Here is a 21,411-nt window from a genome sequence, read left to right as displayed (position 1 = left end):
GTTTATCATAAAAACAAGAAATTCTAGTAGTTGTTAACCTGATGTCATAATTTTTCCATGATTGAGAAAGCGGTCGCTTAACAGTTGTGTTTGTGATATAATTATTTTGTAAAAAAGATGAAAAGGAGTTTCAAATGACGAAAATTTTGTTAAGTGAACCAATTAGTTCTAAAGCTGAGCAGTTGCTTGTTGATAAGGGATTCGAAGTGGTAACCTCACCAGCAACAGATATTGTGACAATGGCTGAACAGATTGTCGATGCCGATGCAGTTATTCTGCGATCTAGTCCCATGCCTGCAAGCGTTATTGAAGCTAGTAAGCAACTCAAGCTCATTTCTCGTCATGCGACGGGAATCAACAATATTGACCTGGCCAGTGCTAATCAGCAGGGTGTTTTGGTTGCCAAGGTTAATGGTGCCAATGCCTACTCAGTGGCAGAATACCACCTGACCATGATTTTGGCATTGTCTCGTCGGATTTATAAGTCTGATCAGCATTTCCGTGCAGGTAAGATGACTGGCGATGGCGTATCGCTGATTGGTCTGGCTAATACCTACGGTCTCAATGGTTCTGAAATCCGTGGTAAACGCTTGGTGATTTTAGGTTACGGAGCTATCGGACGTGAGTTGAGCAAGATTGCACAGGCTCTAGGGATGTCAATTGTGGCTTACGACCCATTTGTCAAGGAAGCCGATATTGAGATTTCAACGGATTTAAAAACCCTTTATAAAGAAGCTGATTTTATCTCCATCTGCATGCCTCTGACACCTGAAACGCACGACTTTATCAGTACCAAAGAGCTGGGTTGGATGAAAGAGACTGCTTACCTCATCAACGCTGGACGTGGCGGCATTGTCAACGAAATTGCCCTTGCTAAGGCTTTAGAAGATGGCGAAATCGCCGGTGCTGCTTTGGACGTGTTTGAAGTTGAACCGCCACTGCCAGATAACCCTATTTTAACAGCACCGAACGTACTTCTCACTTCCCACATTGCAGGGACAACAGTAGAAGCGACGGAAGCTCTTTCCTTTGGAGCTGTACAAAATGTCATCGACTTCTTTAACGGGACTATTCCAGCGTCAGCTGTTAACCCAGAAGTAATAGGAGGAACGTATGAATAAGAAATTAATAACAGGTATCTTAGGAATTTTAGCAGGAATTCTGGTCGTCTTTTTACCAGCTCCAGAAGGGTTGAGCAGGGAAGCTATGTTGGTTTTAGGAACGGTTGTGACGGCCAATGTCTTTTGGATTGCAGACTTGATTCCAAACTTTGCAACAGGTCTCATCATGATTTCCCTCTGGGCAGGTCTTGGTATTGTTCAGTTCAATGAAGCTTTTGGTGTTTTTTCAGGTTCAGCCTGGTGGATTGTTATCGGAGGTCTAGGCATTGGCTCTGTGGCAACGAAAACAGGTCTGGTTAAGCGGGTGGCCTTGAACATCATGCGGTTTTTCCCGCTAAACTATGGCGGTCAAAGTTTGGCACTCTTTGTGGCTGGAACTGCAGTAGCACCAGCTATTCCATCAACCAATGCCAAGGGAGCCATTGCAGCCCCAATCTCTCGCAGTATCAGTGAATCTCTCGGCTATGAAGAAGGCAGTGATCAGAGTGCAGGGATTTTCATGTCCATGGTCTGGGGCTTCTTGGTATCAGGAGCGGTTTTCCTTAGTGCAACGTCGATTAACTACGCCATCAAAGGCTTATTGCCAGAAAATGTTCAAGCTCAGTTGGCTTGGGCTGACTGGTTCAAGGTGGCTATTCCATGGGCTCTTGTGAGCATGGTTGGCGGTTATTTTGCCCTACAATTCCTTTATAAACCCAAAAATGAGCAAACCATGTCCAAGGAGACAATCCTTAAGCAAATTGCTGATTTGGGACCGATGAGCCGTGAGGAGAAAATCACTGCAATTGTGCTAGCTATCACCTTGATTTTCTGGGTGTTGGAACGTCAACTTGGGATTTCAGCTTCTATTTCAGCTATTATCAGCTTGAGCGTTCTCGTTGGGTTTGGCGTCATGAAACCTGCCGAATTTAAAAATTCAATTGGCTGGGATGTGGCAATTTTTATCGGAACAGCGATGAGTTTAGGAACGGTACTTGGCTTGGTCGGTGTCAGCGAATGGCTCAAGGTTAACTTGAGTGGTGTGATTACACCGCTCTTGGACAATCCCTTCCTAACAGTCGTTGTCTTAGCCTTGATTATCTATGCGGCTAAGTTTATCTTGGTGTCTTTGATTACTTCAAGTACCATTTTCCTCTTAATCCTCATTCCATTCTTTGAGGGTTTGTCTTACAATCCAGTTATTCTGGTCTTTATCGTAGCGACAAGTATCAACATCTGGTTCTTGCCTTACATGAACCCACCTTACTTGACAACGTCAGCCGCTGTTAATAATAAGATGGCTCTCAACAAACACGCCATGGTAACCTCTGTTGTTTATATGATTTTAAATATCTTAGGTCTGCTCATCAGCCTTCCCTACTGGCAGATGATCGGCTTGATATAAGACATAAAAGTTAGGCTCCGGTCTAACTTTTTAACATAGTTACCATAAATGTCCCAGCTGATAGTAAAATTCTCTCTTTGCTCAGCTATTATGGTAAAATAAAATGAACACAATAAAGAGGAGGTCGTATGAATTTATCGCAACGCCTGACGTTCGGTGAGGAGCTGGCTAATGCTATTAGCCATGGTGTCATGTTTTTACTGCTTTTGGGCTTATCGCCTTGGGTGGCCGTTCATACCTACCTCAAAGGAGGCGTCACCTTAGCTTTTGGTGCCAGTGTTTTTATCGTTGCTCTCAGCCTCATGTTTCTCTCCTCGACCCTCTACCACAGCATGGCCTACGACTCGCCACACAAACGAGTTTTCCGCATCCTCGATCATTCCAGCATTTTTATCGCCATTGCAGGCTCCTACACCCCAGTCCTTTTGATGGCTTTGGAGAAATGGCAGAGCTGGCTCATGGTGGGGTTACAGTGGTTTTTGGTCATCGGTGGGATTTTGTATAAGGTGTTAGGCAAAAATCGCATTCCAAAACTCAGCCTTATCATTTATTTGGTCATGGGCTGGCAAGCAGTCTTCTTTCTACCTCAGATTATCCGTGCAACTAACGCGGTCTTTCTCAGCTTGATCGTCGCAGGTGGCCTGATGTACACGATAGGGGCGTATTTTTACAGTAAGAAAAATATGCCCTACCATCATCTGATTTGGCACCTCTTTATTAACGCCGCCTCTATCTGCCATATCATTGCTATTGTGGGCTACCTATAAACTCATGTGAAAGGATGATAATGTGAAAAAACGAGTTCTATTGCTAACGTTACTTTGCCTTTTTTGCTACCTCAGCTTGCGCCTTTTTCCATCACTAGAAGAAGCTTTACACGACTTTTTGGGTTGGTACTGACGACTTGGTGGTCTATAGCCCTTCGGGAGCAATCCAGAGGGCTTTTTGCGTGTTCTAAACGCAGTTGGTATTTTTTAGGAAGCCCTTGTCCAAAGGTCGTAAACTCATCTTGTCTATCGAAAAATTTATTACTCCATTCGTGTGCTAAAATAGACTAAAGTGGTTTCGATAGCAGTTGAAAAGCCTTATCTGATGCAGTTTGTAGCTTGTGGTGGCGCAAATCGGTCATTCTATGGTATAATGGTCAAAGATAGTCAGATGAAATCAGGTCTTACATGAAGCACCTGATTTCCAAAGAAAGGGTGTTGGCATGCCACTAAAAAACACATCGGATCATATTGAAGAATACATAAAAGAAATTTTAGAGAGAACAGGAATGGCTGAAATCAAGCGTTCCCATATAGCGGATACCTTCCGCGTGGTGCCTAGTCAGATCAACTATGTTCTTAAAACACGCTTTACGGAGAGTCGAGGATACTTGGTCGAAAGTAAGCGAGGCGGCGGAGGTTATATTCGGATTGCGCGGCTGACCTTCTCAGACCAGCACCATTTGCTCTGCAATTTAATGGAAAGCATTGGAGACCAGCTCAGTGAGCAGATTTTTGCTGAGTTGTTGGACTATTTAAGTGATGAAAACCTCATCACACGACGAGAAGGCCAGCTTGTTCTCAGTTTAGCAACAGACGACCTGTTAGGCACTGAAGGACCACGTCTACGCGCAGAAATGTTGCGCCGTCTGCTCCAACGCTTAGATAGAAAAGGATAGGTTATGGATTACTCATTAAAATTAAAGGAAATTCTTGATTTTGCCCAATATCAGGCAACACGGTATAAGAGCCAGTCTATTGAAAGTTGGCATTTATTGTTAGCCATGGTGGTGATTCCTGATTCTGTAGCAAGTTTAGCGTTCGCAGAATTTGACGACGTTGTTTCCTATAAGGAATTTGAAGCCGTGGCCCTACATGTTTTAGAGAAACAACCTGAATTGAGACGCCCCAAAAGTGCCAAACACCTATTGCCCTTATCCAAAGGCAGTCGCCTTCTTTTTCAAGATGCGGAACAAATTGCTACCTTGGTTAATGATAAGGAAATCGGTAGTCAGCACCTGCTATTTGCCATGTTGCTTAACAAAGACCTCTTGCCCTACCAAATTTTAGAGGCTGTTGGCTTTGTTTCTGGAAATAGCAAGACATCTGGTTTACGCCTATCAGCCCTTAGAAATGTTTTAGCAGGTCATTCTGGACTGACCAAGGACCAAGTGAAAGAGATTTACGACCTCAAGCATGGGCGTAAAGCTAAGATGAGCCAGTTTCATATGATGGGCGGAGCCATGACAACTCCTGTCGGGGATTTGGAAGATTACACCCGAGATTTGACTGAGGAGGTTAGACGTGGGAACCTTGACCCAATCATCTGTCGTGATGAGGAAATCACTCGAATGATTAAGGTGCTGAGCAGAAAGACCAAAAATAATCCTGTTTTGGTGGGAGAAGCAGGTGTCGGAAAGACAGCTCTTGCTTACGGTTTAGCGCAGCGGATTGTCCACGGAGAAGTACCTTATGAGCTACTGGGTAAACGTGTGCTGGAGCTTGATATGATGAGTGTTATTGCTGGCACTCGTTTTCGTGGTGATTTTGAGGAGCGAATGGAAAAAATCATTGAGGAAATTGAGACAGCAGGCGATATTATTCTCTTCATTGATGAGCTGCATACCATTATGGGGTCAGGTTCAGGCATTGACAGCACACTTGATACCGCTAACATTTTGAAACCTGCTCTATCTCGTGGCACTCTGCATTTGGTTGGGGCAACGACACTCAATGAGTACCAAAAACACATTGAAAAGGATGCCGCTATTGCACGCCGTTTTGCGAAAATTATTGTTGATGAGCCTAGTTTGGCTGATAGCTTGGCTATTCTCAAAGGAATCCGTGAGAGTTATGAGCGCTATCACCGTGTAACAATCAGTGATGAAGCTCTGGAGACTGCTGTGAAATATGCGAAGCGGTATTTAACCAGCAAGCAGCTCCCTGATTCAGCCATTGATTTGTTAGATGAAGCGAGTGCTATGGTGCAGCAGATGGTCCAGCAAGAGGAACAGCCCCTTTTGTCTGTGGCTGATGAAGCCCTTATAGCAGGTGACTTTAAGCAGTTGAAGGCAGCCTTAGCTGAGGTCAAAGAGCCAGTACGCCCTACTCAGGTCACGACAGAAGATATTCTGCTGACCCTCAGCAAACTATCTGGGATCCCTGTTAGCAAGATGACACAGGCGGATAGCCAGAAATACTTGCAGTTAGAGCAAGAGTTGCATAAGCGCGTGATCGGTCAAGATGAAGCCGTATCAGCGATCAGCCGTGCTATCCGTCGCAATCAGTCAGGGATTAGGCTTGGCAAACGCCCAATTGGCTCCTTTATGTTCCTCGGTCCAACTGGTGTCGGCAAGACTGAGCTTGCCAAGGCCTTGGCTGAAGTTCTGTTTGATGATGAGCAGGCTCTGATTCGTTTTGACATGAGCGAGTACATGGAGAAATTTGCAGCTAGTCGCCTAAACGGTGCGCCTCCTGGCTACGTCGGTTATGATGAAGGCGGTGAATTGACTGAAAAGGTACGCAACAAGCCCTATGCTGTCCTTCTCTTTGACGAAATTGAAAAAGCACACCCAGATGTGTTCAACATGTTCCTACAGATTTTGGATGATGGTCAGCTAACCGATACTAAGGGACGAAAAGTTGATTTTTCAAATACCTTAATCATTATGACTTCAAACCTCGGAGCGACAGCTTTGCGTGACGATAAGACAGTTGGTTTTGGGGCAAAATCAATGGCACATAACCATCACGCCATGGCACAGCGGATTGCTGAAGAAGTGAAAAAAGCTTATCGCCCAGAATTTCTCAATCGGATTGATGAGCAACTGGTCTTCCACAGCTTAACCGAAGATGATATGCAAGCCATCGTCAAGATTATGGTAAAACCACTCGTTAACCATCTGGCAGAACAGGGGATAACACTCAAAATCCAGAAATCAGCCCTGTCGCACTTGGCGACTGCGGGTTATGATGCCACATTGGGTGCTCGTCCCTTGCGTCGAACCTTGCAAACCAAGGTGGAGGACAAGTTGGCAGAACTCCTCTTGTCAGGTGACCTAGTTGCAGGCAATACGCTCAAAATTAGCTACACAAACGAGAAACTAAAATTTATAGTGACGGCATAAAAAGAGAACAGCTACTTATTATACAGGTAGCTGTTCTTTTTTGATTGTCGTGATGAGTTGTTGGTGTCATGAAGGCCATTAAGGTTTCTTTAAGACGATTGCCTTACAATGACAATACAAAAACATAAAACGGAGGAACATCATGAAAAAACTATTGAGCATTTTTTTGCTGCTGATTGTTGGTCTTGGGCTGGTCTATGAAGCATTTATTGTTATCAGTATTGGGTTAAACGGGTCGCAGATTGTTCAACTCCTTAGCGCATGGGGGATTCTATTCATTGCCTATGCCCTGCCTTTGATAGTTTTGGCAAGGCATTATTTGAAAAAACATCATCAGCCCGCTTGGATTTTGCCGATTGCTATCTTGGTAGGTGCAGGAGCAATTGGTTCCCTGTCAGGATTACTCAATTTTCAATTGATTGCGGTGCTTAAGCAGCTTTTAGGCAACAATACCGTATTAGATGCTTGGGCAGCAAGTATTGCTCCGCCAATTGTTGAAGAAACGCTGAAAATGGGCGTAGCCCTGCTTGTTATTGTCCTGTTTTCGTTGCGCCATCGGGTGTCGTGGTTGGTAACAGGGTTGGGCGTTGGACTCGGTTTCCAACTGTTAGAGGACCATACTTATTTTATAGGAACTTTTGTGGAAAAATCAGGTTCACCAATCAGTCAGGCAATCTCCCGTCTGGATATGGCTTACGCTTCTCACTGGTTGTTAACTGCTGTGATGACTTTGGGTGTGGCTACATTGATTTTTGACAAAGCTTCTCGGCGTTCGGTTCTGCCTTATCTGTGGGTCATCGGTCCAAGCTTGCTCCATGCTTTTGGAAATAATCCATTTACAGACGAGCATAAATGGTTACTAGTCATCTTTGTTCTTCTAGGTTGGGCATTGTTGTGGACAACGCGAAAACAAGCTGAGGGGTGGAAAAGTAGTCTTTCTCCGAAAAAGCAAAGCCCATCACTTTTTGGTCTCTTCTAAGGCCATAGGAACAATAATTTGTGAATAATCAAAAAGGCTGACGTCAATGTCAGCCTCTTTTACTGTTCAAATCTTGTTGGTTAAGCCAGTGACATCACTCCGTAGCAAACCCATCAATAGTTGCAAACAGTGTTTCAACTTGTTCTAAGGTTTCTGCCTTAGCGACGCTACCTCGGATTTTGGCGGCGCCAGATGTGCCACGGAGGTAGTAAGGGGCGAGACCTCGAAATTCGCGAACCGCCACCTTTTCTCCCTTGAGCGCCACCAAACGCTTGAGGTGCTCATAGGCAATGCCCAGTTTTTTCGCAAAAGGTAAATCAGGCAAGACCTCACCAGTCTCGAAATAATGGTTAATCTGGGTGAAGAGGTAAGGGTTATTTAGAGCGCCACGACCAATCATCACTGCATCTGCACCGACCTCGTCAATCATAAACTTAGCTTCATCAACGGAGCGAATATCACCATTACCGATAAAGGGAACTTTGGTGATGGCCTTGGCTACCCGAGCCAGGGTCTCATGGTCGCAGGTTCCGGTGTACATCTGCTTACGGGTTCGACCGTGCATGGCGAGGGCTGACACACCAGCAGACTCAGCTGCAAGGGCATTTTCAACCGCTAGAGAACTATCTGCCCAGCCTGTCCGCATTTTGACCGTCAGTGGGATGTCAATTGCTTTTTTAACCGTACTGATGACAGAGTAAATCTTCTCGGGGTCTTTGAGCCAGATGGCTCCTGCTTCATTTTTCACGATTTTGTTGACAGGGCAGCCCATGTTGATGTCTAACATATCTGCTTTGGTGTGTTTTTGTAAAAACTCAGCTGCTCGAGCGAGACTATCCCCATCACTACCGAAGACTTGGATAGACATGGGGTGCTCATTCTCATCAATGTGGAGCATGTGCAGGGTTTTGGCATTGTTGTAGAGAATCCCTTTATCAGAGACCATCTCCATGACCACTAGCCCTGCACCAAACTCCTTAGCGATGGTGCGGAAAGCGGAGTTGGTTACCCCTGCCATGGGGGCTAAAACAGTACGGTGGGGAATCTCAACGTTCCCAATCATAAAAGAGGAATTAAGTTTGCTCATTAATCAATCTTTCTAGGTCATTTTCAGTAAAGGAGTAGGTGGTCTGGCAGAACTGACAGACAATCTCTGCACCGTGATCCTGCTCTGCCATGTCCCTTAAATCGCTGGTCGAAAGAGTCATCAACACCCCCTCGAAGCGCTCGCGAGAGCAATCGCAAGCAAAGGCAATCGGCTCCTCGCTTAGGCGTTTATAGGGGTCGTCGCCATAAATGGCGGATAGCAGAGCATCGAGTGGTTGGCTACTACTGAGGAGGGTGGAGATGGCTGGCATCTCTTGCAGGCGTTTTTCAAAGCGGGCGATGTCAACTTCCTTGGCACCAGGCAGGACTTGGAGCATGAACCCTCCTGCGACCTTCACCTGGTCCTTATCGTCCAAGAGGACGTTGAGACCGACAGCAGATGGGGTCTGCTCACTTTCTGTCAGGTAGTAGGCAAAATCTTCACCAATTTCACCTGTGATGAGTGGTGTTGTTGAGGTATAAGGGTTGCCTGTCCCATAATCAGTGATGACGATGAAATGCCCCTGTCCCATGAAAGGTCCGACCAAGACCTCGCCAGTAGAGGTCTTTTTAATATCCACTCCGCGATTTTGAATGTAGCCCTTGCCTGTCCCCTTGGTGTCCGCAACGGAGATGATGTGACCAAAAGAACTATCACCGATGACTTTAAGGGTCACCTTGCTGTCTCCTTTTTGGTTGGCTGCTAGAATGAGGTTAGCAATCAAGGCACGCCCTAAGGCAACAGTGGACGATGACATGGTTTGGTGAGCGGTTTGAGCAGCTCTAACGGTTTCGGTGGCGTCCAAGACATAAGCTCGGAAAGCCCCGTTTTCTGCGATTGTTTTTATCAATTTATCCATAAGGACTATTATAGCATACCTTGGTTATTTTGCCACATAGAGACACTTCATCTAAACACTGGCAACCGGTTTTTACTTGCAAATTTTTGTTAAAAAGCGTATACTAAATCTATCATCATAACTAATGAAAAGGAGGACAGTTTGATGCCATTTCAACTCATTTTTCTCATCTTATTCCTATTTTTTGTGATAGGGATTATCGCTAGCACCCTTTATGTGGTGCGCCAGCAGACGGTGGTTATCATCGAGCGCTTTGGTAAATACCAAAAAACAGCAACGTCAGGTATTCACCTGCGTTTACCCTTTGGTATTGACAATATCGCTGCCCGCATCCAGTTGCGTGTCTTGCAAAACGATATGGTGGTGGAAACCAAGACCAACGACAACGTGTTTGTGACCATGAATGTCGCGACCCAGTACCGCGTTGATGAACAAAACGTGATGGACGCCTACTATAAACTCATGCGACCAGAGGAACAAATCAAGTCCTATATCGAGGATGCCCTGCGTTCTTCTGTACCGAAATTAACCTTGGACGAACTCTTTGAGAAAAAAGACGAAATCGCCCTTGAAGTGCAACATCAGGTGGCTGAGGAAATGTCCAGCTACGGCTACATCATCGTCAAAACCCTAATTACCAAGGTTGAGCCAGATGCCGAAGTTAAGCAGTCCATGAACGAAATCAATGCTGCCCAACGTAAACGTGTGGCCGCTCAGGAGCTTGCCAATGCAGACAAGATTAAAATCGTAACTGCTGCTGAGGCAGAGGCTGAAAAAGATCGCCTACACGGGGTCGGTATTGCTGAGCAACGTAAGGCTATCGTGGACGGTTTGGCAGATTCTATTCAAGAACTCAAAGATGCTAACATCAGTTTGACTGAGGAGCAGATTATGTCTATTCTCTTGACCAACCAATATCTGGACACGCTCAATACTTTTGCTAGTTCTGGTAGCCAGACCATTTTTCTACCGAGCACACCTCAAGGGATTGATGACATTCGGACACAGATTTTATCAGCACTGAAAGCGAAATAATGTTTGTCTGAACAGTAGTCCATATTTTTTATCTTGATGTTTTGGGAAATAGCAGAGCGCTAAAATCGTCAGTAACTAAGAAAACAGGAGGTTTCTATGCTTGAGCCAATTCTCTCACAACCTAATAGCCCCTTGTGGTACTGGTATGTGATGTTCATTTTTGGTCCTGCCTTTGTTTTGGGCTGGTGGGGATTGCTGGGTATGTTGCTATTGCACCTCATCATCTTTGCAGGCCTCTATGCCAGTTATCGTAAACGCCAAGCAGGGAAAACTCAGCCTCTCTGGCAACGTTTGTTAAGCCTGTTAGGCTTGATCATTTTGACCAATATCCTCTCTGGGGTACTCGTCTATGGCGGTCTTTGGCTCTACAGAGGGGTGGTGAGTCTATTAAGTTAAGTTAAAACTAGAACTAAAAAATTTCCTTAACATTGATTTTTTTAACGGCCTTTTACGAATAGTTAGGTGTCAACAGAAAAAATCAATAAAAGGAGATGACATGTTCACACATTCTCAACTTAATCGCTTTGCTATCCGCAAGTATGCTGTAGGTGCTTGCTCGGTTTTGGTTGCTAGCTTAACCTTTTTAGGAGCAGCTCATGTTTCAGCTGATGAGCTTTCCTCATCAGCCAATTCGGCAACAATAAGCCTTGTTCAAATCGGAGAGGCTACCACTGACCAGTCGGAGCCTGTAGCTGGTTTAGATATTGCGTCAGCTGGGTCTGCGACGAATGACTCACCACAAACAACTCTTGAAGAGGTCAAAAAAGATGGGCTAGTTGTGACGAATCAGCAGGATACCAAAGAAAGGTCTGAATATCAGACCCCAGTAGTTACCCCATCAACCCAGTCACTAGAAACTGACGCAGCAGCTAGCGTAGCAGAAGTTGCTACGTTAAAAACGAGTGGAACAGTGGCCAATCCAAAAGAGCTGAGCTCTGCTATTGACAAAACGGTTGAGACGATAGACCACAAGAAGGAATTGTCGAAACCAACCGAAACGGTAGCACCAACAGTTCCAGTGACTGAGCAACAGCAAACTCCAGACCAACAGCCTAAACCAGCTCCAGCAAGACAAACCGTTCAGCCGAGTCTGACGCCGTCTAGTCGCACCGCTTTTCGAACATCAACCAGAGCAGCTGGCGCCCTAGGTGATACCTACCCAGCAAAATGGAAGAACTTAGATCCAGATAGCAACATTGATGATTGGGGCATGTATGTGCGCAATTGCACTTCCTTTGTTGCTCATCGCCTCAGTGCGGTCAATAAATTTGAACTACCACGCGCTTATGGCAATGCTGAGGCCTGGGGAAATCGGGCAAGATCAGAAGGTTATCGTGTTGACGAGTCTCCTGTTTTAGGCGCGGTTGCCTGGTCAGCTGCTGCACCTGATAACTGGGGCTACGGGCATGTTGCCTGGGTTGCTGCGGTCAATGGTGACATGGTCACTGTAGAAGAATATAACTACGGTAAACGTTATGCCTACAATAGCCGTACTGTTCACAAAAGCAGTTTTACAGGCTATATCCATTTTAAGGATTTAACCTCAAAAACCAATACACCATCAACCCCAGCACCAGCAGCACCTCAGGCCTCACATAACTTGCCAGCTCAGGGCACCTACACCTTTACCCAGCGTTCAGGTGTCAAGAGTGAACCAAAACAGGCAGCGGCGGATTTGGATTTCTACGAGGTTGGTGAAAAAGCCAACTATGATAAATTGGTTGAGAGCGACCAGAAACTGTGGATTAGTTACCTCAACTATAAAGGTAGCCGTAGTTACGTTGCCATTCGTGATTTGGCACCTGTTATCACGACAGGGACTATTAACGTTCAAAATAAAAACAATCAAACCGGTGATTTTGATGTTCTGATTACCAATGTCAATCATTCTCAAGGCATCAAAGAAGTCAAAGTGCCGATCTGGTCAGATAAGAACGGACAGGACGATATCATCTGGTATGTCGCACAAGCTCAAGGGAATAACACCTATAAGGTTTCTGTGAAAAATAGCCAGCACAAGTCTGACACAGGCACTTATCATATTCATCTCTATTACCAGCAAGCAGATGGGCAATTAAAAGGTGTGGGTGGCACAACAACAGTTGTTGAAAAAGTTGCACCAGCTCCAAGCTTGCCATCCAGTGGCACCTATCGCTTTACCACAACTCAGCCGATTAAAAACCAGCCAAGCCTAGCTTCGGCAACTATTGATCACTACTATGCAGGAGAAACGGTTAACTATGACCGTACGTTGACGGCGGAAGGGCGCCAATGGCTGAGCTATATCAGTCGAAGCGGGGTTCGACGCTATATCCCAATTAACTAAATTATTTATGGAAAGGATGACACTCATGTCTAAAGTAGCAAAAATTTCAAAAACCGTCCTACTATTAGGTCTTCTAACCAGCGTTGCAACCTTGACAGCCTGCGGTAAAAAAGAAGCAACCACCACCACAGCCTCATCAAGTGTCACAAAAACGAGTCAGTTATCTTCAAAAGAAAAATCGACCACCTCACAAGCGACTGAGGTCACCTCTAAAGCTACTGACACTGGTTCAACCACTGCTGAAACGGGTTCTTCAAAAACTTCTGAAACGGCGTCTTCAACTGCAACAACCAGTACCTTTAATCTGGATGCTATCGTGGCTGGAGACTTTAGCTCAATTGCAGGAACTTGGGCAAATGTCAACGGTAAAACAGTTGTGATTGAAGGAGATAAACTGATTTTTGAGACAGAAGGAGAGTCAGATCCTAATCAGTATAATCTGATTGAATCACAAAATCTTAATGAGTCGGGGCGTGTAGGTGCTTCCATTGGCTTCTATAACAACGGCGAGCGTCAAGGAGGGATTGTTTTATCAATCGTTCCAGCAGGTGTTCCTAATATTCTTGGTGAAGTAAGTGACCAAGACCATCTTGAAATGGGACACATGCCGACGACTGCTGATTCTGGGGAACATTTTTTCCGTCAATAAAGATTTGACCTGAGATGCTATCATCACGACATCGACATAAAAGCAGTGGGACATCGTATCCAACTGCTTTTTAGATATTTTAGATAAAGTTTTTATCTGTTAGCCAATGCTTGATTACCCGAAGTGTCTGATTTTGGAATTTCCCGGACTCGTACATGTGGTCAGCTCCCGTGATGGAGACGAGTACAGAGTCTTTATGATTTTTAGCAGTTTTTCGGGCAATAGCAGAGACGGTCATCTTGTCCTCACTACCTGTGATGACAAGTACAGGACAAGAGATTTTATGAAAGTCTACCCGACCAGCTCGGCTATTATCCAGAAAAGGAAAGGCTATTTGAGTATAGACCTTACCAGATTCCGGTACCAAATCCTTGAACAAGTCCTCCTTGATGGCGTCGTCTTGGGCATTGAGGCAGTAGCGGAAGAACTCATCCTTATAAGGTGGCATGGCCTTTTTCCAAAAGCCCCAACGCAGAAAATGCTTGATAAAACAGCGAATCATCGTCGGGTAAAGCGAAAAAATATCTGCAGTTGGAGCAGGTCCCATCAGGATCATCCCAGCGACAGGCGTGCGTTCGGCAACCATCTGAGTGAGTAAGCAACCTAAGGAGTGCCCCAGTAAAAGGGGTGGCTGTTCTAAACTGTTGACAAGGTCAACCAAATCATCTGTATAATCTTGGAGACTGAGAGCACCAACTTTTTCAGCAACCTCGTCATAAGGTAGGTCGTGATAACGTAGGCTTGGCGTGTGGACGCGACATCCAAACCGCTCTAGTTGAGTGGCAAAACGTCCCCAGACCTTCCCAGAGCACCATGTGCCATGAATTAAAACAATGTCTTGCATATCCTATTCCCCATTAAAAAGAGCCTTTATCGGCTCTTTTTATGATTAAAGCTTGTTTTTCAAGCTTTCAACAGCACCTTCGACAGCCTCTTTGGCATCGTTGGCCAAGTCTTTAGACTTCTCAACAGCATCTTCTAAGCCTTTTTTAGCATCTGCTGCAACTTCTTTAGCCTTGCCGACAAGGTTGTCAACAATGCCTTCTGTTTCTAATTTTTTATCGCCAAGAACCTTACCAGCTAATTCTTTGGCTGAGCCAGTCACTTGGTCTAATTTTGCATCTAATTTATCAAACATTTGATAACCTCCTTTAGTTGATAGGTCTATTCTATCAGAAACGTCTTATCATAAAGCAAGATATAGGATATAAACCGCATAAAATCAAGGTTATTAAAATTTAGGTATATAGTTATAGGTCATAAAAGAATAGCCAAAGTTCTTAAAAAGTTCCTAAAACAGACACGCAAAACGCAAGCCACACAAGGAAAAACGTTCCTAAAAAATAAAAAACCAGACAAAAAACGAGTTCAGCAGGCAAGAAACTAGCACGGTGTAAACTGTGCTAGTTTATATTAAATCGTTATCTTTACTTAGTGATAGATTTTAGTAAGAGTAAATAGCCTCCCCCCCTAATGCACGTAAAAGGCATCTTTTTGGTCAGAAAAGTATCCGCCGGTTTTCCGCATTGAGAAAACGCCGAATTTGCTTTGACCGGGGGGGATGTTATATGGCTCACAATCTTGACAATCCTGTCAATTATGCTTGTTTTACCACTCAAATCGCTCGTCTTGCCACTGTCTTTTTTTTCTTTGATATCTATTATGTCTCTTGTTGTGACAGTCGCGACACAGCGTCCTCAGGTTGTCAAGGCTGTATGCCAGATCTGGTCGCTTGTCTAGCTCCTCTATGTGGTCTGCCTCAAGCCGTTTCGTTGTCAGTATGCCATCTTTACGACACCAAACACACTGAAAATGGTCACGCTCTAGCGCCTTAAGCCTTGTCTTTCTCATACGACCCCCATAAAAAAAGAGCAAGCAACTGCTCGCTCACTATTTCATACTATCATTCTAACAGACTAAACACGCAAAAAGGGAAAAAAGGCGCAATAAATGATACTAAAATTCAAGCTATTTAGGCTGGTTTTTTCAGGTTTTTTTAGCATTATTTTATATCTAAAAAATGCAACATATCTTACATTCTGTTTCCTTTTCTAAATAGCTCATAACGCTAGTCCCTGCAAGGCTTCTACTTGATTTTCTAAAAATACAATGCAACACTTTTTCAATATGTTTCCTTTTGGGTTAATATAAAAGAGGGATAACCTCCCTCTTTTATATTAAATTTTACATATCCAGTTCATAAGTGATAACCGTTTCTGTACTGTCAAAAATAGATTTAATTTTATTTTGGACGTATTCTTCAAACGGAAGTCCGTTGATGTTATCTTTGTCATGACCATAGTAGTGTTGTTTTAGAGCTTTTTGATCTTCTTCATGACGTTTACGCTCATAGTATCTTGCCTTGTAGCTGGTTGAGTCTGAACCTTCTTTTTGTGCCTGTTGTTCTACTGCCCGTAACCCCTCCTCGTAATAAAAGTTCTCTCTACCTGTTACCTCAATTTTTAACTGATGCATCAGGCGGCTATAACTCTCTCGTTCTCCTAAATTAGAGTAATACTCTATATTCCTTTTGTCAAATGGTGGCGCTGCAGTGTATATACGATCCAGCCAGGTCTTCAGTGACAGAATACCATGTTCTTTAAAAATTGGCTTGTATTCAGAATATTCAAGAGATGACAGTAGAGTATCTGTAGTTTCATATACTTTATGTAGTATGGATACTTCTGATTCTGGGTAATAGTTTGATAGTTTGTCGCAATGTTCTTCCAGTAATTGACGTATGTCTTTCAACCACTCTTTTGTCTTCTTACCTAGATTTTCAGATATCTTATCTGTTTCTTTGCCTACTTGTTTTCTTAATTCGGAACTTAATCGGCGTTTTTCAGGAGAAGTAATATAATCTTCACCATTGAGGTGGTGAATTTTGTAACGAAAATTAGCAATTAAACGCTCCATTTCACTTGACAAATCCATCAATTCTGCTGTTCTAGTTTCAACTTGTTTCTTTTGTCTTTCGCCTTTTAGTGATGCTAATCTCGGAGCTACCTCTAACAAAATAAAGCCGAAATCTATACTGTTTTTATAACCTACTTTTTTGGGGGTTCCATAGAGTTTTGCCTCGTACTCAAGTTCTCTAGCGAGTAATTTCGTTTCTTCAATCGATGCTTTTGTTTCGTTAGGCTGTTTATATAAATTAAAAATGTTCATGTTATTCCTCTTTCTTTATGAATTTTCTAAATGGGCTGCTCCATTGGTTGCTTTGTTTTTTCTTGTTTTGGCTCTTTTGATGACTAGCTTTGTTAAAATAAGCTTTGTTGCCAATCAAACGCCCTTTATCCTTCATAGCTGCTTTTAATTGCATCAAGTCGGTTCTTTCGATACCTTGTTTTTCACCGCGATTATAAAAATTGCTGTCAAAAGTAACGGTATTATCTTTGTTATGTTGCAACTCCTTATCTATAAAGTCTTTTATTTTGGTTCCGTATTTACTAGACAATTCATTAACGATTGTTGCAGTTTTGTATCCATTGTTAAAAGCTGAACCCCAGATAAAAGGTCTTTTCTTTTTCATTTTGATTTTAGATGTCATATTGTTCTCCTCAGGCGTATCAGTTTTTTGCTACACTTTTCAGCTGATTCACTACGCCCTCACTACGCTTTTTTTGGCAAGCGTAGTAGCTAAAACCCTTGATTTTACTAGGTTTCCGAGCGTTTCACTACACTTACTACACTTGCTTTCTAGTCCCTGTATTTTCTAAAAAAGAGAGGAACGCTTTTCTTTATTTACTACACCCCTTAAATAAGTGTAGTAGGTGTAGTAAATAAGGGTAAAGCCTTGCTGTGTCTGGATTTTTTTCACTACACTTGTTTTTTTAAGCGTAGTAAAAAGCGTAGTGACTGCCTTGGTGTGTAGTGACTTACTTATTCTTTCGCCTATAGCCCCGTTGGCGCTTTGTTCTCGCTGGGGCGTAAGTATTAGGCAAATAGGGCGGCATGTCTTCCTGGGGATAGAACCCCTTGGGCAATTCCGCCCCTGTCGGTAAACTGACAGGGTAAGGGGCTTTTTCCCAGTCATCGGGTAGGTACTTTGGAAAGGCGGTATTTAATCCTTGGCTTGTGTACTGATGACTATGATTGTGGTATTCCGCATACTTGGCAAAGCACCACCAAACAAAATCATTAGGAAAAAAACTGGATTGTGGCTGGTCAAAAAGCTCTTGGGCAAATACTAGCACGGGATCAAGCGCCTGCTGGTAGTCGTCTAACAATTCTTGTGAAATTTTAGGACTGATAAAGTCCCCATAGTCTAGGTCAATCACCAGTTTTAGCACATACTCCAGCACCTCGGAGCGTTTGATATAATCGCTCTTGATGGCTCGGTTAGGTCTACCTGCAAACCGTTTGGTAAACGGTAAAATCACCATACGCCGTCTGATGGCTTGGTAGTCCCCTTTGACCTTTGGGAGTTCGTTAGTCGATTGGATAACCACTGTCTTGATAAAAGTACTATAGGCATCCTTACCCTTTTTCTCAACGCTGACAGTGTCCCCACCTACTAGGCTGAAAAGCTTTGACGTGTCCTTGATGACTGCCCCAGCCTGCACATCGTCACCTATAATCGCCTGTTTACCGATAGCTTGTGCTAGGGTAAAACGATTGTTAAGGTCTAAATCTGTGATTTTGATACTAGCGATGTTCTGCCTGCCTACTAGGTTGATAAAAAGCTCCTGTAGTGTCCCTTTACCAGTTCCACCAGCCCCCACAAACCAAAACATCTTACCCAAACTTTCCCCACGGACAACAGCATTTAACAACTGTAAGGCTAGTTGGTAAAGCTCTTTGTTACCGTCAAATAGGTCAAGTAACCAGTCTTCAAACGCCCAGCCCTTGATAGATGGGCTCTTGGCGATCGGTGTGTAATTAGTGGCAATCTTGCTCGTAAACACTTTTTCAGGTGTATAAGGGAGCAGTTGACGGCTCTTCCTGTTATAGAGACCGTTGCCAACGATGACCAAGTCTGGATTGTCTTCAAGTTTACGATACGGAGCTTTTCTAGTCAGAAAATAAATACAGTCATTGGCTCGCCGCTCGTTGTGGCGGTTTTCGATAACGTAGATAAAATCCCTCAAAAATTCCTTATCATGACGATAAATCCCCTTATCAGGATCATAGAAATAGACCGGCTTGTCCCCTTCATCACTCTCAATTCTGCAAACAGTCAAGAGCTCTGCCATTATCCCAGCAACCAAGGTAGGAGCCAATGGTTTGTCAGCTTCTACCTCAGCCTTGCGACGGTCTTTGCCTTTTGCTATCAATTCTGCAAGCAAATCCTGCCGTTTCTTGTAAGCATAGGCTTTGACCTGTTTCTGCCAGCCCTTAAAGGTTGCCAGTTTTTGCTTGTCAACGTCTTCAGGTTGCCCTCTCACCCTGTCGGGGTCTGTCCTCGTTTTGCTCTGCAGGTTATCTGCCAGCAGTTTTTCCGTTAACTCACTCAAACCCTCACCCCCTTATAGCAACGATTTAGCTCGGTTAAAAAGTAGCGAGCTAGGTCTAGTCGTTTGGTTAGACTGGTAAATACTCCGATAACTTGTTCATAGTCATACCCCGTCATAAACATCACCCGAACCAGATAGGCAACTTCCTGCCTGGTATGGATACCAAAGCAAAGGGCATCTAATAACCAACCAGATAGGGCTAGTCCTATCCCTTGGCGCTTCTCGGCTAGCTGGTGCTGTTCTAGGTCTAGTAGCTCCGTCAGCAGCTGATTGCCTGCATAGGCTGGGGCAAAATCTCTCACCAGCTCTCCTCGCTCTGGGACTTGTTCTGCAACCTCTAGCCAGAGTTTAGTCAGCTTAAATGGCATTAGATAGCAACTCAAGGGCTCGCGATAGATAAAGCAGTAGTAGTCGCCTTGCTGATATACTCTCGTTGGGTTATCCTGTAAAAAACCAAACAAGCCCAAATAGTCACGGTGCAGGGTTAAAATCAAATAACGCATTCCCTCTCCTTTCATCTGGTATATTTGAGCAATAACTTGCTCACGTTTTTCTATCGGACAATGTCCAACCACTGTCCAAAAGGTGTCCAAAAAAGTTCTTGATCGCTATTATTGAGGCGAATGTTCAAATTAACTAACATCGACAACCTCAGCTTCTTTCATCTTCTACCCCCAAAAATTCTAATAACTCGCTAACCTTATAAAAAATAGTCCTCGTGTCCTCAAGCGGTGGATGGTAGGCTTTTAGACCTAGCTTTTCCCACTCTCTGAAAGTCTGCGCTCGCTTGATACCCAGTTCTGCCATGGCATCTTGTCGGCTAATCAAGCCCGTTAACCGTGGTTTGGGTTTGGTCTGCAAGTCCAGAAAACGGCTGATCAACTCAAGAATACCTTTGAATAATTTCTTTTCCCCTTGAGGGCTTAGCTCTAGTTGCATGTTGTCCCCTCCTTATCAGTCATAACATCTTTGACCAACATAGCGAACCGCTCAGGATAAAGTAAACCTCGGTCGTAAGAGATGACAAAGTTTCTGATTTTTTCTAGCTTTCGTAACTCGTTAGCCACCTGTTGGGCTAGTGTTTGCTGATTGCTCATGGTCTTACTCCTTGTCTATCTTCCAATTCCTGTAAGAGCTGGGCAAGCTCCGCCTTATCCTCTGGGGTTACTGTCAGCGTCTTATGCCATAAGACCATCACTAGGGGCAACAAAACCGCCATAATCGCCCTGCTCAATCAGCGATAGGGTCTTATAGGTCGTTCCCAGCTTTTGGGCTAGGTCTTTCATGGTCTGACGGTTCACGGCTCGCTTGATACGAATTCGCTCCGCCATATCGTTAGTGATAAGCATTGATGTCCTCCTTTGTCTTTTGATAAATAGCCAAGCGTGAAAGGTAGTAAGGTTTGAGTGCTTGGACAGAAGTATAGAAAACTATCCTTTTCTCTCCTGCAAGTAACAATATAGCATAGTTTTCTATATCTTGTCAACACCTAAATCCAAAAAAAAATATAATTTTCTATACTTTTTTATGGATCATATGATATAATCAAAATGAGAGGTAGTAACAACTTATGAATAGACTAAAAGAATTGAGAGCTGAAAAAGGGCTAACTCAACAAGAGCTAGCCGATATAGTAGACGTGACAAAGCTAACAATAGCAAATTGGGAAAATGAAAAGCATAAAGTAAAATCCGACAAAGCCCAGCAACTAGCGGATTATTTTGAGGTGAGTGTGGGGTATCTGTTGGGGTATAGTGAAAAAGATGACTTCTACGAAGCATTACATGAAACGATAGCTAAAGAGCCCCTTGTGGCTTTTGTAGAATTTTTGCTTGGCAATGAGTTTTATTTATCAGATAAGCAAATAAAAACTTTCTTGGATTTTTTAGAAGCAACTAGTGACTTAAACTATAAATCAGGACTGACAAAATCCGAATTTTTAATCCATTTTAACTATACAGGTAATAGGGATATTTTAGGACGATACGATGAAGCTTATATTCTAAAACAGTACAATCTTATTGAGCAGATATTAAGCGAACAGTATTCTTACCCTCTGCCAACACAAAAAGACCAGCCCATCGGCTAGCCTTTAGTAGGCGGTAACCGTAGCATAACCCTTGACAATTCCATAAAAACCTGTCATAATGAGGGGGTAAGACAAAACGGCTTGCCATACGGCAACGCTAAAAAGCCCCCGACGGTCCTAACGTCAGGGGTTTTTCTTATGCTAGACGGTGCTAGCCTTCGATGCTATCGCTTAAACCACTTATCCAACCAATAACTGATAACATAATCAATCAAGGCAGATAGAATGGCAAGAGCGACAAATGACAAAACGGCTTTAACCATACTCCCTTACCTCCTTTCCAGGCGGTATAGGTCAACGCCGTCATCATTA

General features: G+C 43.8%; 23 protein-coding genes. 11 read left to right on the top strand and 12 right to left on the bottom strand.

Going from position 1 to position 21,411, the window contains the following annotated elements; translation table 11 throughout:
* Positions 1–134 precede the first annotated feature (134 nt).
* The 6 genes from ACERC5_RS04975 (at position 135) to ACERC5_RS04950 (ending at position 7,598) form a co-directional block, all read left to right on the top strand.
* Positions 135–1,121 (top strand): hydroxyacid dehydrogenase, encoded by a 987-nt coding sequence (locus ACERC5_RS04975; RefSeq protein ID WP_373658839.1) that lies wholly within the window; start codon positions 135–137, stop codon positions 1,119–1,121.
* On the top strand, positions 1,114–2,505 hold the full coding sequence (locus tag ACERC5_RS04970; RefSeq protein WP_373660313.1) for an SLC13 family permease: 1,392 nt from the start codon (positions 1,114–1,116) through the stop codon (positions 2,503–2,505). Before ACERC5_RS04975 ends, ACERC5_RS04970 begins: the two co-directional genes overlap by 8 nt.
* 128 nt (positions 2,506–2,633) lie before the next feature.
* Positions 2,634–3,272 (top strand): hemolysin III family protein, encoded by a 639-nt coding sequence (locus ACERC5_RS04965; protein WP_373658841.1) that lies wholly within the window; start codon positions 2,634–2,636, stop codon positions 3,270–3,272.
* Between the two features lie 443 nt (positions 3,273–3,715).
* The gene (locus ACERC5_RS04960) at positions 3,716–4,171 is read left to right on the top strand and encodes a CtsR family transcriptional regulator (protein WP_018367710.1); all 456 of its coding nucleotides are present in this window, start codon (positions 3,716–3,718) and stop codon (positions 4,169–4,171) included.
* Positions 4,172–4,174: 3 nt separating this feature from the next.
* Positions 4,175–6,619, top strand: coding sequence for an ATP-dependent Clp protease ATP-binding subunit (locus ACERC5_RS04955; protein ID WP_373658842.1), 2,445 nt, complete (start codon positions 4,175–4,177; stop codon positions 6,617–6,619).
* Positions 6,620–6,761: 142 nt separating this feature from the next.
* Positions 6,762–7,598: a PrsW family glutamic-type intramembrane protease gene (locus tag ACERC5_RS04950; RefSeq protein ID WP_373660312.1), complete on the top strand. Its 837-nt coding sequence runs from the start codon at positions 6,762–6,764 to the stop codon at positions 7,596–7,598.
* A 94-nt stretch (positions 7,599–7,692) separates the two neighbouring features.
* On the opposite strand, the gene dusB is transcribed toward ACERC5_RS04950, so the two are convergent.
* Together dusB and hslO are read right to left on the bottom strand one after the other, a co-directional pair.
* On the bottom strand, positions 7,693–8,685 hold the full coding sequence (dusB, locus tag ACERC5_RS04945; RefSeq protein ID WP_373658845.1) for a tRNA dihydrouridine synthase DusB: 993 nt from the start codon (positions 8,683–8,685) through the stop codon (positions 7,693–7,695).
* Positions 8,672–9,544 (bottom strand): Hsp33 family molecular chaperone HslO, encoded by an 873-nt coding sequence (gene hslO, locus ACERC5_RS04940; RefSeq protein WP_373658846.1) that lies wholly within the window; start codon positions 9,542–9,544, stop codon positions 8,672–8,674. Before hslO ends, dusB begins: the two co-directional genes overlap by 14 nt.
* 144 nt (positions 9,545–9,688) lie before the next feature.
* On the opposite strand from hslO, the gene ACERC5_RS04935 reads away from it, so the two are divergent.
* From ACERC5_RS04935 to ACERC5_RS04920, 4 genes are all read left to right on the top strand, one after another.
* Positions 9,689–10,579 (top strand): SPFH domain-containing protein, encoded by an 891-nt coding sequence (locus tag ACERC5_RS04935; protein ID WP_373658847.1) that lies wholly within the window; start codon positions 9,689–9,691, stop codon positions 10,577–10,579.
* Between the two features lie 96 nt (positions 10,580–10,675).
* Entirely contained in the window at positions 10,676–10,975 is a 300-nt protein-coding gene (locus ACERC5_RS04930) for a hypothetical protein (protein ID WP_373660310.1), read from the top strand.
* Positions 10,976–11,075: 100 nt separating this feature from the next.
* Complete coding sequence (locus tag ACERC5_RS04925) at positions 11,076–12,905, top strand: SH3 domain-containing protein (protein WP_373660309.1); 1,830 nt, start codon at positions 11,076–11,078, stop codon at positions 12,903–12,905.
* Between the two features lie 25 nt (positions 12,906–12,930).
* Positions 12,931–13,554 (top strand): DUF6287 domain-containing protein, encoded by a 624-nt coding sequence (locus ACERC5_RS04920; protein ID WP_373658851.1) that lies wholly within the window; start codon positions 12,931–12,933, stop codon positions 13,552–13,554.
* 79 nt (positions 13,555–13,633) lie between these two features.
* On the opposite strand, the gene ACERC5_RS04915 is transcribed toward ACERC5_RS04920, so the two are convergent.
* From ACERC5_RS04915 to ACERC5_RS04870, 10 genes are all read right to left on the bottom strand, one after another.
* Entirely contained in the window at positions 13,634–14,398 is a 765-nt protein-coding gene (locus ACERC5_RS04915; protein ID WP_373660308.1) for an alpha/beta fold hydrolase, read from the bottom strand.
* 45 nt (positions 14,399–14,443) lie between these two features.
* On the bottom strand, positions 14,444–14,692 hold the full coding sequence (locus tag ACERC5_RS04910) for a CsbD family protein (protein WP_373658854.1): 249 nt from the start codon (positions 14,690–14,692) through the stop codon (positions 14,444–14,446).
* Between the two features lie 470 nt (positions 14,693–15,162).
* Positions 15,163–15,405 (bottom strand): HNH endonuclease, encoded by a 243-nt coding sequence (locus ACERC5_RS04905; protein ID WP_373658855.1) that lies wholly within the window; start codon positions 15,403–15,405, stop codon positions 15,163–15,165.
* 333 nt (positions 15,406–15,738) lie between these two features.
* Positions 15,739–16,722, bottom strand: coding sequence for a hypothetical protein (locus ACERC5_RS04900; RefSeq protein WP_373658856.1), 984 nt, complete (start codon positions 16,720–16,722; stop codon positions 15,739–15,741).
* A 1-nt stretch (position 16,723) separates the two neighbouring features.
* Positions 16,724–17,104 carry a hypothetical protein gene (locus tag ACERC5_RS04895; protein WP_373658857.1) on the bottom strand — a complete coding sequence of 127 codons (381 nt, stop codon included), beginning with the start codon at positions 17,102–17,104 and terminating at the stop codon, positions 16,724–16,726.
* 328 nt (positions 17,105–17,432) lie between these two features.
* A complete protein-coding gene (locus tag ACERC5_RS04890; protein WP_373658858.1) occupies positions 17,433–19,010 on the bottom strand; it encodes a phage/plasmid primase, P4 family in 1,578 nt (525 codons plus the stop codon).
* Positions 19,007–19,513 (bottom strand): hypothetical protein, encoded by a 507-nt coding sequence (locus ACERC5_RS04885; RefSeq protein ID WP_373658859.1) that lies wholly within the window; start codon positions 19,511–19,513, stop codon positions 19,007–19,009. The genes ACERC5_RS04890 and ACERC5_RS04885 overlap by 4 nt, the downstream gene beginning before the upstream one ends.
* 148 nt (positions 19,514–19,661) lie before the next feature.
* Positions 19,662–19,949 (bottom strand): hypothetical protein, encoded by a 288-nt coding sequence (locus ACERC5_RS04880; RefSeq protein ID WP_018368051.1) that lies wholly within the window; start codon positions 19,947–19,949, stop codon positions 19,662–19,664.
* The gene (locus ACERC5_RS04875; RefSeq protein ID WP_018368052.1) at positions 19,940–20,107 is read right to left on the bottom strand and encodes a hypothetical protein; all 168 of its coding nucleotides are present in this window, start codon (positions 20,105–20,107) and stop codon (positions 19,940–19,942) included. The genes ACERC5_RS04880 and ACERC5_RS04875 overlap by 10 nt, the downstream gene beginning before the upstream one ends.
* 81 nt (positions 20,108–20,188) lie before the next feature.
* Positions 20,189–20,359: a transcriptional regulator gene (locus tag ACERC5_RS04870; protein WP_373658860.1), complete on the bottom strand. Its 171-nt coding sequence runs from the start codon at positions 20,357–20,359 to the stop codon at positions 20,189–20,191.
* A 221-nt stretch (positions 20,360–20,580) separates the two neighbouring features.
* Here ACERC5_RS04870 and ACERC5_RS04865 point away from each other — a divergent pair, with 221 nt between their 5' ends.
* On the top strand, positions 20,581–21,099 hold the full coding sequence (locus tag ACERC5_RS04865) for a helix-turn-helix transcriptional regulator (protein WP_373658861.1): 519 nt from the start codon (positions 20,581–20,583) through the stop codon (positions 21,097–21,099).
* The last annotated feature ends 312 nt before the right edge of the window (positions 21,100–21,411 follow it).

Source organism: Streptococcus sp. E24BD (genome assembly GCF_041807825.1).
Taxonomy (GTDB): Bacteria; Bacillota; Bacilli; order Lactobacillales; family Streptococcaceae; genus Streptococcus; species Streptococcus entericus.
This window is presented reverse-complemented; position numbering and strand designations above follow the sequence as displayed.